Origin of the sequence: Dactylosporangium darangshiense, from assembly GCF_039537565.1 — a bacterium.
In the GTDB taxonomy this organism is placed as follows: domain Bacteria; phylum Actinomycetota; class Actinomycetes; order Mycobacteriales; family Micromonosporaceae; genus Dactylosporangium; species Dactylosporangium darangshiense.
The window spans coordinates 213,845-227,861 of the sequence record NZ_BAABAT010000012.1; the positions used below are offsets into that span (position 1 = coordinate 213,845).

The following is a 14,017-nucleotide window of genomic DNA, read 5'->3' on the forward strand; positions in this document are numbered from 1 at the left end:
GCGCCGTCCGCCCGACGCAGAGCCCGGCCGCGGCTGGCTACACGTCGTGGCCGCCGGCCCCTTCCGATCCCGCCGCCGGCACACCTCCCACGCCGTTGGACCCGGCGTGGCCCGCGTCGGGCCAGCCTCCCTCGCCGTCGGGCCCGGCGTGGCCCCCATCTGGCCAGCCTCCCGCGCCCTCGGCGCCGGCGTGGCCCGCATCCGCGCCGGCCGATGAGTTCGGCTCGTGGTCCCCGCCCGCCGCGTCCGCCGACCCCGCCTGGTCGCAGAACCCGGACCCGGCCCCCGGCGGCAGCGTCGCCTGGCCGGTCGGCGCCGCCGAAGCGGCACAGCCGCCGGCCGGGGGAGCGGGCACCGTTCCGGTGAACCCATTTGCACCCGCCGGGCAGCCGGCCCCGGCGCCGTGGCAGGCATCCGGACCGCCCGCGCAGGTGCCGCAGCAGCAATGGCCCGTCTCCGGCACCTCGAACGCCGCACCACCCCAGGGCGCCCAGCAATGGCCCCCCGCGGCGGCCCCCGATCCCGCAACGCCGATGGCCGGCCAGTGGCCACCGTCGACGCAGCAGTGGCCGCCCGCGGCCGCGCCCGACGCGGCGGGCGTTGCGCAGCAGTGGCCGGGCCCGGGGGCGCCGGCCGGGGTGACGGCGCCGGCGTGGGGCATGCCGCCCACGTCCGGTGCGGCCGTCGGGTCCGCCGTGGCGCCGGCGCCGTGGCAGACCGACGCTGCCGCCCCGGTCCTCGAGGCCGGTCCGCGCCGCCCCATCTGGATCTTCCCCGCAGTGGTGGCCCTCGTGCTGCTGATGTCCGGCGGGACCGTCGCCTTCGTCCTGCGCGACCGCTGGCTCCCCGGCGGCACCGCCTCGCCGACCACCGGCCCGACGGCCCCGACCGGCGCACCGGCCACCACCGGCGACGACACCCGCCCGACCGCCACCGCCACCACGCAGGCGGTCCCGACGGCCACGACGCCCGCGGCGCCGACGCTGCCGGCGTCCGTCGGCACCGTACGCCTCGACCCCAGCCTCGACCCCGTCCAGGCCCCCGCCGTCGCCGCGGTCTTCGACACGTACTTCTCCGCCGTCAACTCCCGCAACGCGGGCGCCGCCCTGGCCGTCATGGACCCGAGCGGCTCGATCAACCAGAACGACTCGAGCGCCGTCCGGCGCTTCAGCGACGGCATCAGCACGAGCACGGACGACGACATCCTGCTGCTCACGCTCGGACCGGACTCGTCGGGCAAGGGCCTGCTGCAGGCGCGGGTCACGTTCCGCAGCCGCCAGGACCCGGGCAAGGGCCCGAAGGGCCGCGAGTCGGAAACGTGCACGCGCTGGGACGTCACGTACTCGATCACCAAGCCCGGCGGCGGCGACTACCGCATCTGGGGCAGCACCAGCGCCGGCAACCGCCCCTGCTGAGCACCGCACGGGCCGGCCCGGCAACGCACATCCCGGCCCCACGTGCCGCGCGCATCTCAGGCGCCGCGGGCAGCGGTCGCCGCCCGCAACCAGATCCAGGCGCCTCAGGCGGTGACGGCGGCGATTGGTCCGGGGTGGCGCGGCGCGAGTGGACCTTCCGCGGCGCGGGCGCCCGGCGCGATGCTGGCCGCGTGCGTTTCCGACACCGCGACGAGATCTGGCGCGATTTTCCCGATTTGGTACCCGCAGTGCTCTTTCTGGACGGCATCACGCCCGACGCCGACGTGAGCCGCAGCGTCGCGGTCCACACCGCGACCGCGCTCGACCGGCTCGGCCGCGGCGGGGAGAGCGGCATGCCCGAGATCCAGGCGTGGCGGCGGGCGTTCGCGGCGCAGGGGATACGACCCACGCAGTACCGGTGCGCCTCGGAGTCGCTGCTGCGCCGCCTGCGCCGCGAGGGTGCCCTGCCGGCGCTGCACCCGCTGGTCGACGTATGCAACGCGATCTCGGTCGCGTACGCCGTCCCGGTGGCCGCCATCGACATCGACCGCGTATCCGGCGGGCTCGAGGTCGGCTACGCATCCGGCACCGAGACGTACGTGACCTTTGCCGGCGACGTCGAGCACCCCGACCCGCGCGAGGTGATCTTCGCCGACGCCGGCGGGTACGCGCACGCCCGGCGCTGGACCAACCGGCAGAGCGGGCGGTCCGCGATCCGGACCGGGACCACGCGGGCGCTGATCGTCGCGGAGGGCCTGCACGAGACCGCCGGCGCCGACGTGGCCAAGCTGCTCGACGCCCTCGCCGAGGCACTGCGCGAGGCGTGGGGCGTCGCGCCGGCCACCGCGATCCTGACGGCGGACCGCCCCGCCTTCGACACGGCGGGCTGACGCGGGCCGCGGCGGTCGACGCGGGCCACTACCATCGCCCGGGTGCTGGAGACGACGAGAGCGGTCCGGGCCGCCGCGGTGGTGACGGCCGTCGTGGCGCTCGCGGTGGCGTTCGGCATCCGGGCGGTGGCGGGCGGTCACCTCAACAGCAACGGCGTGCTGCAGCAGGACTCCGGCACCGCGCTCTACGCATCAGCCGTCTACGCCGGCGTAGTCTTCCTGCGGCCCCGCATGAGGCCGCTGCTCGCGGGGGCCTGGGCGCTCGGGTTCTGCTGGGCGATCGAGGCCTTCCAGCTCACGGGCGTGCCGCGCAGGCTCTCGGAGTACCACATCCTCCTGCGTTTGATCTTCGGCAACGCCTTCGACTGGACCGATGTCCGGTGGTATCCGGCCGGGATCGTGCCCCTGGTCGTCGCCCACCTCGCGATCAGGTCGCGTAGACGGCCCCGGTCCACAGCAGCGCCACGATGATGCCGCCGAGCGCGACGCGGTAGTACACGAACGCGGCGAAGGTGTGGCCGGCCACGAACTTCAGCAGCCAGGCGATGCTGACGTACGCCACGGCGAAGCTGATGACCGTGCCCACGGCGGTCGGCACCCAGCCGACCGTCTCGGCGATCTCGCTCGAGCGCTGCACGCCCTCGAGCACGCCGGCCGCGGCGAGCGCCGGGATGCCCAGGAAGAACGACAGCCGCGTCGCGGTCACCCGGTCGAGGTTGCGCAGCAGGCCGGCGCTGATCGTCGCGCCCGAGCGGGACACGCCCGGCACCAGCGCGATGCACTGGGCCAGGCCGATGATGAGCGAGTCCTTCCAGGTCACATCGGCCTCGCCGCGCTTCTGCCGCCCGCTGTACTCGGCGTAGACCATCACCAGGCTCCACACCACCAGGCCGCCCGCCACGAACCACAGGCTGCGCAGCGCGCCCTCGATGAGGTCCTTGGCGAGGAGGCCGACGACGGCGATGGGTATCGAACCGATGATGACGTTGACCGCCATCGTCCAGTCTGCATGCCGTCGGCCCTCGGCGCTGCGCAGCCCGCGGAACAGGCCGGTGACGAACCGGATGATGTCGCTGCGGAAGTAGATCACCGCCGCGAGGATCGCGCCGACCTGGATGACCGCCGTGAACGCCGTGACACCCTTGTCGTCGATCGGGATGCCCATCAGCTTCTCGGTGATGGTCAGGTGCCCGGTCGAGGAGACGGGGAGGAACTCGGTGACGCCCTCCACGATGCCCAGCACGATCGCTTCCCAGATCTGCAACGCGTTTCCTCCTTGCCGCGGCCGGATGCGCCGCAGGCGAACATACCGGACGCGGCTGAGAATTACCCCGGCGGCGCGGCGTCGCGGTGGTGCCGGTTGGCGTGGCCCTTCTCCAACTCGGCCCGCAGCTCCGCCAGGTGCTCGGTGTCCTCGGGCAGCTCGAGGCGGTCCAGCAGCTCCAGCGCCGGGGCGATCTCCAGCGAGCCGTACACGTCGTGGTAGCTGTACAGCACGCCGCCGAACACCGCCGGGCGCAGCTTCGGGATCTCCATCGCCGCCGTGTACACCGGGTACTTCAGCGTCCACGGCACCGGCCCGCTGACCTTGAGCACCGCCGCCGCCCGGCGCAGCACACCGTCGCTCGCCTCGGCCAGCGCCGGCACGTCCCGGCCGAGGGTCTCGGCGAACGCGCGCTCCACCGTGGAGATGTCCTCGAACCAGTCCACCCAGAGCGAGTAGAGCACTGCCTCGCTCGGTACCGCCTGCTCGAGATGGTCGCGGACGGCCTGCCAGTGCGTCGCCCAGATCGCGTCGTCGTTCGCCGCGTTGACGAACCAGCGCAGCTCGACGGTCACCCAGTAGGTGTTGAGCAGTTCGAGCAGGCCGAGCCCGACCTCCAGCTTGTCGGCGTCGGCCAGCTCCGCGTCGCCGCGGATCTCCGGCATGATCTCGCGGGCGGCGTCGTCGGGGTCACCTTCCGTGGACAGGTCATGCGCGGCCAGCCACTGCCGGGTGCGTTCACTTCGTGCGGTCTCCACGATCGACAAGTATCGCCGGTCCTCAGATTTTGCGCGCGTCCGCCGATGGTGCCGATCACGAGCGGCACATTCGTCGTGGTGTACGCCGCCCCGCGGGCTGGGGCGGCGGTAGTAACGCGCGCGGTCGCCGAGCCGCTTCTGCCCTAATGTGAGCGCTATGGCGGGTACGGTGATCGCGGGGCGGTACCGACTGCAGACGGTGCTCGGCCGCGGTGGCATGGCCAACGTCTGGCGGGCGGTCGACGAACGTCTCGGCCGGCCCGTCGCGGTCAAGCTGCTCCCCGGCGACGCCGGCGCCACCGATCCGGCTGCGTTGCGGCGCTTCGAGCAGGAGGCACACGCCGCCGCCCGGCTCAGCCATCCGAACATCGTCACCGTGCACGATGTCGGCCGCGAGCAGGACGTGGCGTATCTGGTGATGGAGCTCGTCGACGGCACCAGCCTGGCCGAGCACCTCGGCCGGGGCGCGCTGTCCGCGGGCCGGGCCGTGGCGATCGCTGCGCAGGTCTGCGACGCGCTCGACGCGGCGCACCGCGCGGGCGTGATCCACCGGGACATCAAACCGGCCAACATCCTCCTCGCCGGCAACGGCACGGTGAAGGTCTGCGACTTCGGCATCGCCCGGTTCACCCATCAGCAGCAGACCGGCCTGACGGCCACGCACACGGTGATCGGCACCAGCGCCTTCATGGCCCCCGAACAGGCCGCCGGCGGGCCGGTCGACGCCCGCACCGACCTGTACGCGCTCGGGTGCGTGCTGTACGCCATGCTGACCGGCGGGCCGCCGTTCACCGGGGACAACCCGATGGCCGTGCTCCACCGGCACCTGCACGAGCCACCCGCGCCGCCACGGACGCTGCGCCTCGATGTGCCGGCCGACCTGGACCGGCTCGTCGTCGACCTGCTCGCCAAGAACCCCGCGGACCGCCCGCCCACCGCCGGCGATGTCCGCGACCGGCTCGGCGCCGCCCGGAGCGACCCGGCCGGTCAGCAGCCACAGCGTGTACGCGCCTCTGCCGGCGTGGTAGCACCGACCCAGACCCTGCAGGTCCTCGACGAGTTCGGTGCACCCGATGTGCCCCAGCGGCGGCGCCCGACCGTCGGACCGGCCGTGGCCGTCGCCGTCGCGACGGTTGTCGTCGCCGCGTTGGTCACTGCGGCGTACCTGGCGTCCCGGCACACCACCACCGACGCCGGCCCGCCCGCCTCCACGTCGGCCGGTGCCGCCGCGACCGCGACCGCAACCCGCAGTTCCCCGGCCGCGGCTCCAACCAACCCGGTCGCCGGACTGCGCGAGACCATCGAGCAGCAGGCCGGCGCCGGCGAGCTCGACCCCGACACCGCGCGGGACCTCACCGACAAGCTCGACGAGTTCGAGCGAGAGCTCGCCCGCAACCGCGGAAGCAAGAAAGCGGCCCAAAAGCTCGCCGACCTGGGCGACAAGCTCGACGAGGCGCGCAAGGACGGCAAGATCACCAACGTCGGGTACCAGGCCGTTCGCGCCAGCCTCGACCTGCTTGCCGGCACGCTGCCACCGGTCGGCGACAACCAGGGCAACGACTAGAGCGAACGGGCGGCACCGTCACAGCGCATGCACGCCGACCGGGAGCGGGCCCTGCGACACGTGGTCGAGCAGCGTGGCGCGCATCGCCTGCGCCGCGTGCGGCAGGACCGCCTCGCGGCGCTGCGCCAGGGCGATCGTGCGGTGTACCCCCGGAGCCACCAACGGCGCCGCGTGCAGCAGCGGGCGGTTCACCAGCGCCATGCTCGGCACCAGCGCGACGCCCAGGCCGGCCTCGACGAAGGCGAGTACCGCATCCATCTCGCCGCCCTCGACGGCGTAGCGGGGCGTGAAACCGGCGCGCCGGCACGCCTCCAGGGTGGTGTCGCGCAGGTCGTAGCCGGTGCGGAACATGACGAGCGGCGTGTCGCGCAGCTCGGCCAGCGCGATGCGCGCCGACAGGGGCGCCACCGACGCGACCACCAGGCTCTCGCGCAGCAGCGGCACGGTCTCGAGGGCCGGGTCGGTGCCGCGCGCGGGCTCGACGATCAGCGCCAGGTCCAGCCCGTGCGCGACCAGCTCGGCGACCAGGTCCTGCGAGCCGCCCTCGTCGACGTGCAGCTCGATGTCCGGGTGGCGTTCGTGGAAGTCGCGCAACACCAGGGGTACCAGTGACGTGCAGAGACTCGGCGTCGCGCCGAGGCGCACCCGGCCGCGGCGCAGGCCGACCACCTCCTGGACCGCGTCGCGCGCGGTGTCGGTCTCGCCGACGATGCGGCGGGCCAGGGGCAGCAGCGTCTCGCCGGCGGTGGTGAGGACCACGGCGCCGCGGGAGCGGTCGAACAGCGGGGCGCCGAGCGCGGCTTCGAGGGTGTGAATTTGTTTACTCAGTGTCGGTTGACTCACACCCAGTCGCTCCGCCGCCCGAGTGAAATGTCGTAGTTCGGCGACGGTTACGAAGTATCGGAGCTGCTGCAGCTGCACCTTCATAGCTTATGTCTATTGCCCCTGCGGGCTTCATGCATTGGACGAATCGTCGGCGGGCGGCTTAGCGTCGGCGGAGTGGCGGTAATGACGGCAGAACGGACGAGTCCGGCTATTCGGCAGAAAAAGGCCTCGTCCGTCGCCCTGAAGATGCTCATGGCGGGGACCGGCATCCTGCTGGTGCTGTTCCTGTTCGCGCACATGGCCGGCAACCTGAAGATCTTCGTCGGGGCGTCGGCGTTCGACCACTACGCGCACTGGCTGCGCGACATCGGCGCGCCGGTGCTGCCGCACACCTGGTACCTGTGGATCCAGCGCGGCGGCCTGACGCTCGCCGTGCTCGGGCACATCTTCGCCGCCGTGGTGCTCGCCCGCCGGGCCCGCGCCGCCCGCCCGGTCCGCTATGCGCACCGGCCGAAGGTGCAGGGCAGCTACGCGGCGCGCACCATGCGCTGGGGCGGCGTCATCATCCTGCTGTTCGTCGTGTTCCACATCCTGGACCTCACGACCGGGACCGTGAACCCGGTCGGCGACAAGCAGCACCCCTACGCCAACGTGGTTGCCGACTTCGCGCCCGGGCGCTGGTACGTGACGCTGTTCTACGCCCTCGCGATCGTCGCGATCGGCTTCCACCTGCGCCACGGGATCTTCTCCGCGCTGCGCACCCTCGGCCAGCAGAGCCCGCGCGGGGAGCGGGTCGCCCGCGCCGCGGCCCTCGGGCTGTCGCTCGTGCTGGTCGTCGGCTACCTCTGCGTGCCGTTCGCGGTACTCACCGGATTGGTGAAGTGACATGACGTACTGGATCGAAGGGGACCCGGTCGCGGACTCCGCCGCGCCGGACGGGCCCATCGAGACGCGCTGGGAGCGGCGGCAGTTCTCCGCCAAGCTCGTCAACCCGGCCAACAAGCGCAAGCTGACCGTCATCGTGGTCGGCACGGGCCTGGCCGGCGGCTCCGCGGCGGCGACCCTGGCCGAGGCCGGGTACAAGGTCCGCTCGTACTGCTACCAGGACAGCCCCCGCCGCGCGCACTCGATCGCGGCGCAGGGCGGGATCAACGCCGCCAAGAACTACCGCAACGACGGCGACTCCGTGTACCGGCTCTTCTACGACACGGTGAAGGGCGGCGACTTCCGGGCCCGCGAGTCCAACGTGTACCGCCTGGCCCAGGTGTCCGTGAACATCATCGACCAGTGCGTGGCGCAGGGCGTGCCCTTCGCCCGCGAGTACGGCGGCCTGCTCGACAACCGCTCGTTCGGCGGCACGCAGGTGTCGCGCACCTTCTACGCCCGCGGCCAGACGGGCCAGCAGCTGCTGCTCGGCGCGTACCAGGCCCTGGAGCGCCAGATCGCCGCCGGCAACGTGGAGATGAACGCCCGCCACGAGATGCTCGAGCTCATCGTGGTCGAGGGCCGGGCCCGCGGCATCGTCGTGCGCGACCTCGTCACCGGCGAGATCACCACCGACCTCGCCGACGCCGTGGTGCTCGCCTCCGGCGGGTACGGCAACGTGTTCTTCCTGTCCACCAACGCCAAGGGCTGCAACGTCACCGCGTCGTGGCGGGCGCACCGGCAGGGCGCGCTGTTCGCCAACCCCTGCTACACGCAGATCCACCCGACGTGCATCCCCGAGTCGGGCACGCACCAGAGCAAGCTCACGCTCATGAGCGAGTCGCTGCGCAACGACGGCCGGGTGTGGGTGCCGGTGCGGGCCGGCGACGACCGCGCACCGGCCGACATCCCCGAGGACGAGCGCGACTACTACCTCGAGCGGATCTATCCGTCGTTCGGCAACCTGGTACCGCGGGACATCGCCTCCCGCGCCGCCAAGAACGTCTGCGACGAGGGTCGCGGCGTCGGCCCCGGCGGGCTCGGGGTCTACCTCGACTTCGCCGACGCGATCGCGCGCCTGGGCCGCCCGGCCGTCGAGGCCAAGTACGGCAACCTCTTCGAGATGTACGAGCGGATCACCGGCGACGACCCGTACCTCACGCCGATGCGCATCTACCCCGCCGTGCACTACACGATGGGCGGCCTGTGGGTCGACTACGACCTGCAGTCCAACGTCCCGGGCCTGTTCGTCGTCGGCGAGGCCAACTTCTCCGACCACGGCGCCAACCGCCTCGGCGCGTCCGCGCTCATGCAGGGCCTCGCCGACGGGTACTTCGTGCTGCCCAACACCATCAACGACTACCTGGCGGCCGGCCCGTTCCCGGCGGTCGCCGAGTCGCACGAGGCCGTCGCCGGCGCGCGGGCCGCGGTCGAGGAGCGCATCGCGAAGCTGCTGTCGGTCGACGGCGACCGGACCGTCGACTCCTTCCACCGCGAGCTCGGCCACATCATGTGGGAGTACTGCGGCATGGAGCGCACCGAGTCGGGCCTGACGAAGGCCCTGAGTCTGGTGCGGGCGCTGCGCGAAGAGTTCTGGAACCGGGTCAAGGTGCCCGGCACGGGCGAGGAGCTCAACCAGAACCTGGAGCGCGCCGGCCGCGTCGCCGACTTCTTCGAGCTGGCCGAGCTCATGTGCGTCGACGCGCTGCACCGCGCCGAGTCGTGCGGCGGGCACTTCCGCGCCGAGAGCCAGACCCCCGACGGCGAGGCGCTGCGCCACGACGACGAGTTCTCCTACGTCGCGGCCTGGGAGTTCGCCGGTACCGGTGAGCCGCCCGTCCTGCACAAGGAAGCGCTCGAGTTCGAATACGTCCACCCGACCCAGCGGAGCTACAAGTAGATGGACATCAAGCTGCGCGTGTGGCGCCAGTCCGGCCCGGACGTCAAGGGCCACATGGTGACGTACGAGGTGCAGGACATCTCCCCGGACGCCTCGTTCCTGGAGATGCTCGACGTGCTCAACGAGCGGCTGATCCTGGCCGGCGACGAGCCGATCGCCTTCGACCACGACTGCCGCGAGGGCATCTGCGGCATGTGTGGAATGATGATCAACGGGGTGGCGCACGGCCCGTTGAAGGCGACCACCACCTGCCAGCTGCACATGCGCCACTTCAAGGACGGCGACACGATCGACGTCGAGCCGTGGCGCGCGGCGGCGTTCCCGGTCGTGCGCGACCTCGTCGTCGACCGCGGCGCCTTCGACTCGATCATCCAGGCGGGCGGCTACATCACCGCCCCGACGGGCGCGGCGCCGGACGCCCACGCCACCCCGGTGCCCAAGGCCGACGCCGACGCCGCGTTCGAGGCCGCCACCTGCATCGGCTGCGGCGCCTGCGTGGCCGCCTGCCCGAACGGCTCGGCGATGCTCTTCACCGCGGCGAAGGTCGGCCACCTCGGCCTGCTCCCGCAGGGCCAGCCCGAGCGCGAGTCCCGGGTCCTCGGCATGATCGCCGCGCACGACGAGGCCGGCTTCGGCGGCTGCACCAACACCGGCGAGTGCACCACGGTGTGCCCCAAGGGCATCCCGCTCACCCTGATCGGAAGACTGAACAGCGACTACCGCAAGGCGTCGACCGGCCGCCGAGGATAAAGTACCGACTCATGCATCTGTCGGAGCTCGCCGGGCGGCGGGTGGCCGTGTGGGGCACGGGCCGGGAGGGCATCGCCGCCATCGAGGCGATCGCACCGAACGGCCCGGCCTCCCTCGTCGTCGTGCAGGACAAGACCACGTTCCTGGCCACCAAGTGGGAGGGCCGCCTCGCGCAGCTCGCCCCGTTGCACGAGGGCGAGGCCCTGGCCGGCGCCCTCGAGGGCATCGACGTGCTCGTGCGCTCACCCATCGTGGGCGAGTCGAACCCGTGGATTCAGCAGCTGCGCCACCGGGGCGTTGCCATCACCGGTGGTACCGCCCTGTGGATGGCCGATCACGCCAAGCACACGATCGGCGTCACCGGCAGCAAGGGCAAGAGCACGACCACAACCTTGATCTCGCACCTGCTCGCCTCGACGGGCCGCCCGAACCAGCTCGGCGGCAACATCGGCGTCGCCGTGCTGGCCCTCCCGCCGGCCGAGCGCTACGTGCTCGAGCTGTCCATGTACCAGTGCGCCGACCTGCAGGACTCCCCACGCATCACCGTCGTCACCAGCCTGTTCGAGGAGCACCTCGACTGGACGCGCGACGGCCTGCCCGCGCAGTACTACGCGCACAAGCTCAACATCGCCGAGCACGACCCCGAGGCGGTCGTCTACAACGCCACCGACCCGACCCTGGCCGCGGAGCTGGCCGCCCGCCCCGGCCTGCCGCTGATCCCCGCCGCCACGCCCGAGTCCTTCCACGTCGTGGACGGCTGGGTCGTCCTCGCCGGCGAGCGCCTATTCCCGCGCGACGCGTTCCCTCTCCGCGGTACCCACAACGCCGGCAACCTCTGCGTGGCCCTCGCCGCCGTGCAGGCCTACGGCGTCGACGTGGCCGCAGAGCGCGCGGAGGTGGAGGCGGCGCTGCGCTCCTACACCCCGCTGCCGCACCGCCTCACCCCGATCCCGGACCCGTCGGGCGTCGAGTTCGTCAACGACTCGCTCTCCACCGCCCCGCAGACCACGGTCCACGCCATCGAGGCCTACGCGGGCCGCCCGCTGGCCGTCCTCGTCGGCGGCCAGAACCGGGGCATCGACTACACCCCGCTGCGCGACTACCTGCGCGACCGCGCGGTCGAGCTCACCCTGATCGCCATCCCCGACAGCGGCGAACACATCCTCGACGTGGTCGGCCCTCTACCCGGCGTGACCCGGTTGGTGGCCACCGACCTCCCGGATGCGGTCCGCCGCGCCCGGGACCTGGTCCCGCCCGGCGGCGTGGTCCTCCTGTCGCCGGCGGCCCCCAGCTACGGCCGCTACGACAACTACGAGGCCCGCGCGAAGGCCTTCATCGAGGCGATCGAGGCCACCCGCCCCTAGCTCGTTCCACTCGTTTCGATTGGCCGGCTCGTTTCTAACGGCCAGCTTTGTCCGATGGCCGTCCTTGTTGTCGTGGCCGCCTTGGTCAATGGCCGGGCTTGTTGTAGCGGCCGGCTTGGTCAATGGCCGGCTCGTTCTGGTGGCTGGCTTGGTCAGTGGCCCGGCGTGTTTTTTGCTGACGGGTTTTAGTGGCCGGCCTCCAGGTGCGAGTCGGCCGGCAGCCAGGACGCCTCGGCCAGCGCCCGCCCGGCCGCGTCGGCGTAGGTCGCCGCGGCCAGCCAGGCCTGCGCGAACGCCGTGCCGTCATCGGCCGCGAGCCGACCGAACGCGTCCCGCGGCCGGTCCGCGGCCGCGCCGACGAGCCCGTCGAGCAGGGCCGCCCCCGTCTCCAGCCGCGCGTTGCGCATCCGCCCCGCGTCGCTGGACCCGCGGCCGTTCGGAAACGTGAGCATGACCCGCCCCCCGGACACGGCCCGCTCGATCTGCACGGCCAGCCGATGCAGCGCCGGATTGCTCACGACCGGCCTCCACCCGTCGTCGCTCTCCTGCACACTGCCGCCCGGTTCGTTGCTCTCCCACCCGTCGCGGTTCTCCTGCTCGTCAAGGTTCTTCTGCTTGTCGCGGGTTTCTCGCTCGTCGCGGTTCTCCGGCTCGCTGCGGTTCTCCGGCTCGTCCTGCGTCTCCGCGGGCGTCTCGTCGTGCCGGTCCGCTGCGGGTCCCGGCTGGGGCAGATGGCTGCGATGGAGCCGATCGAACGCGAGGTCCACATGGCCCCCGCCCGCCGCCGGCAGATGCCACCCGTCGCCATCGGCGGACGGCGGCGCGACCGCGATGGGCAGCACGGTGCCCGGCCGCCCCGGATCGGGCCGCGCGATGACGAGGAGCTCGAGCCCTTCGGCCCGGCCGAGTATGCGCAGGTTCTCGCGGTACCCGAGCGCGGGATGATCTACCGCGACCCGCATGACCAGCGGCATCCCGTCGGCGCCGCGGGCCAGCACCGCGTCACCGTCGGTGCCGAGCACCGTCACCCGCAGGAACAGCAGGTCCGAGCCGGCGCCCCGCTCGGCGACGGGCACCGCCAGGCCCTCGAACGCCCGGTGCACCTGCGCCGCGACCGGCTCCGCCCACAGTCCCGAGAGCGGCTCCTCGTGCCACGCGGCTCCGGACGCGGTGACGGCCTTGACCCCGCGCCCCGCCCCGAGCTGCCGGCTCCCGGCCGCCGTCGCCCCCGTCACCACGAGCCCCGCCCGGGTCAGCCCACGGTGCGTCAGCGCCGTCTCACCCATCGCGATGGTGGCCCCGCCGGCCCGCGCTGCCCGCCGCGCGTCGCCCGGCATGACGTCCGCGATCATCCAGAGCCGCCCGCCACGATCCGCCGCGTACGTCACGACCCCCGCATGCCCGGTCCCCGCCAGCACCGCGGTCGTGCAGAGCCCGTACAGCCGCAGGCTCCCCTCGAGGTGATACTGCCGCCGCGCGGCCCCCAGCAGCCCCTCCGCAACGGCACCGTCGCCCGTCGCCCTGCGCAGCCGGTGCGTGACCATCAGCAGCTCGCGCAGCGCTTGGCTCAGATCGGCGAGCCGGTAGTGCGCGTCTCCCGCCCGTGCCGCCTGCAACAGCGTGGCCACGACGCGGGCCGCGGCCGCCGCCCGGTACACCTTGCACGCCTGCGCCTCGTGTGCCGCCCGCAGCAGCGCCGCCCTCGCGACGGCCCCCGACCCGGTCACCCCGTCGGAGAGCACCGCCACCGAGGCCCGCCACAGTTGGTTGACGGCCGCGATCTGCTGCGTCGTGAGCACCACCGCGCCGTCCTCGGGCACCGCCTGCACCTCGGCGGCTTCTCCCTGATTGCCCGCACGAGTCGCGCCCGATCCGGAGGCGTCCGCATCGGCCGGGCCCGCGGTCGCTTCACCCGCTTCCTCGGCGACGGCCGCTACCTCGTCGCCGTCGTGGACCGGGGCGAGCGACAGGATCGACGCGCGGTGCAGGCAGTTCGGCGCGAGCAGGCAGGTGCAGGCGACCGACTCGGGACTGCGCACGACGCCGCCGGTCACCGTCAGCGTCACGGTGGTGGCATCGTCGATCGCGACCACGTACCGGTCGCCGTCGCGCGTCACCGGCCGATCCGCCAGCTTCGCCGCGCTGTCGTCGAGCTTCTTGCGCAGCCGGGCCGGCAGCGCGTCGACCGCGGCCACGAGTACCGGGGTCTCGATCGGCGGCAAGGAGTCGCTCACGCCGTCACCCCCGCCTCCGCGAGGCGCCGCCCGAGCACCGGCCCACGCCCCGCCGCTCCCGCCACGTCCGGTTCCCCCGCCGCCGCGCGGCGCCGCCCGAGCACAGCCGTGCCAACGCGTCCTGTTCCG

At 72.9% G+C, this 14,017-nt stretch carries 12 protein-coding genes; 8 read left to right on the forward strand and 4 right to left on the reverse strand.

Going from position 1 to position 14,017, the window contains the following annotated elements:
* Positions 1 to 362 precede the first annotated feature (362 nt).
* The 3 genes from ABD901_RS23655 (at position 363) to ABD901_RS23665 (ending at position 2,776) form a co-directional block, all read left to right on the forward strand.
* Entirely contained in the window at positions 363 to 1,415 is a 1,053-nt protein-coding gene (locus ABD901_RS23655; RefSeq protein ID WP_345129305.1) for a hypothetical protein, read from the forward strand.
* A 191-nt stretch (positions 1,416 to 1,606) separates the two neighbouring features.
* Complete coding sequence (locus tag ABD901_RS23660) at positions 1,607 to 2,305, forward strand: B3/B4 domain-containing protein (protein WP_345129306.1); 699 nt, start codon at positions 1,607 to 1,609, stop codon at positions 2,303 to 2,305.
* Between the two features lie 42 nt (positions 2,306 to 2,347).
* Positions 2,348 to 2,776 carry a ribosomal maturation YjgA family protein gene (locus ABD901_RS23665; protein WP_345129307.1) on the forward strand — a complete coding sequence of 143 codons (429 nt, stop codon included), beginning with the start codon at positions 2,348 to 2,350 and terminating at the stop codon, positions 2,774 to 2,776.
* On the opposite strand, the gene ABD901_RS23670 is transcribed toward ABD901_RS23665, so the two are convergent.
* Both ABD901_RS23670 and ABD901_RS23675 read right to left on the reverse strand, forming a co-directional pair.
* Entirely contained in the window at positions 2,733 to 3,569 is an 837-nt protein-coding gene (locus ABD901_RS23670) for an undecaprenyl-diphosphate phosphatase (RefSeq protein ID WP_345129308.1), read from the reverse strand. The two genes, ABD901_RS23665 and ABD901_RS23670, sit on opposite strands and share 44 nt — an antisense overlap.
* A 62-nt stretch (positions 3,570 to 3,631) precedes the next feature.
* On the reverse strand, positions 3,632 to 4,327 hold the full coding sequence (locus tag ABD901_RS23675; protein ID WP_345129309.1) for a hypothetical protein: 696 nt from the start codon (positions 4,325 to 4,327) through the stop codon (positions 3,632 to 3,634).
* Between the two features lie 157 nt (positions 4,328 to 4,484).
* Here ABD901_RS23675 and ABD901_RS23680 point away from each other — a divergent pair, with 157 nt between their 5' ends.
* Positions 4,485 to 5,891 (forward strand): protein kinase domain-containing protein, encoded by a 1,407-nt coding sequence (locus tag ABD901_RS23680; protein WP_345129310.1) that lies wholly within the window; start codon positions 4,485 to 4,487, stop codon positions 5,889 to 5,891.
* An 18-nt stretch (positions 5,892 to 5,909) separates the two neighbouring features.
* Here the strand turns inward: ABD901_RS23680 and ABD901_RS23685 are convergent, their stop codons facing one another.
* Positions 5,910 to 6,818 (reverse strand): LysR family transcriptional regulator, encoded by a 909-nt coding sequence (locus ABD901_RS23685; RefSeq protein WP_345129311.1) that lies wholly within the window; start codon positions 6,816 to 6,818, stop codon positions 5,910 to 5,912.
* Between the two features lie 81 nt (positions 6,819 to 6,899).
* Between ABD901_RS23685 and ABD901_RS23690 the strand changes: the two genes are divergently transcribed.
* Genes ABD901_RS23690 through murD form a run of 4 tightly spaced genes read left to right on the forward strand, consistent with a single transcriptional unit; the run spans position 6,900 to position 11,654 of the window.
* Positions 6,900 to 7,601 carry a succinate dehydrogenase cytochrome b subunit gene (locus ABD901_RS23690; RefSeq protein WP_345129312.1) on the forward strand — a complete coding sequence of 234 codons (702 nt, stop codon included), beginning with the start codon at positions 6,900 to 6,902 and terminating at the stop codon, positions 7,599 to 7,601.
* Position 7,602: 1 nt separating this feature from the next.
* The gene (locus tag ABD901_RS23695) at positions 7,603 to 9,540 is read left to right on the forward strand and encodes a fumarate reductase/succinate dehydrogenase flavoprotein subunit (RefSeq protein WP_345129313.1); all 1,938 of its coding nucleotides are present in this window, start codon (positions 7,603 to 7,605) and stop codon (positions 9,538 to 9,540) included.
* Entirely contained in the window at positions 9,541 to 10,290 is a 750-nt protein-coding gene (locus ABD901_RS23700; RefSeq protein WP_345129314.1) for a succinate dehydrogenase/fumarate reductase iron-sulfur subunit, read from the forward strand.
* Between the two features lie 11 nt (positions 10,291 to 10,301).
* Complete coding sequence (gene murD, locus ABD901_RS23705) at positions 10,302 to 11,654, forward strand: UDP-N-acetylmuramoyl-L-alanine--D-glutamate ligase (RefSeq protein ID WP_345129315.1); 1,353 nt, start codon at positions 10,302 to 10,304, stop codon at positions 11,652 to 11,654.
* 185 nt (positions 11,655 to 11,839) lie between these two features.
* On the opposite strand, the gene ABD901_RS23710 is transcribed toward murD, so the two are convergent.
* Positions 11,840 to 13,888, reverse strand: coding sequence for a hypothetical protein (locus tag ABD901_RS23710; RefSeq protein ID WP_345129316.1), 2,049 nt, complete (start codon positions 13,886 to 13,888; stop codon positions 11,840 to 11,842).
* Between the last annotated feature and the right edge of the window lie 129 nt (positions 13,889 to 14,017).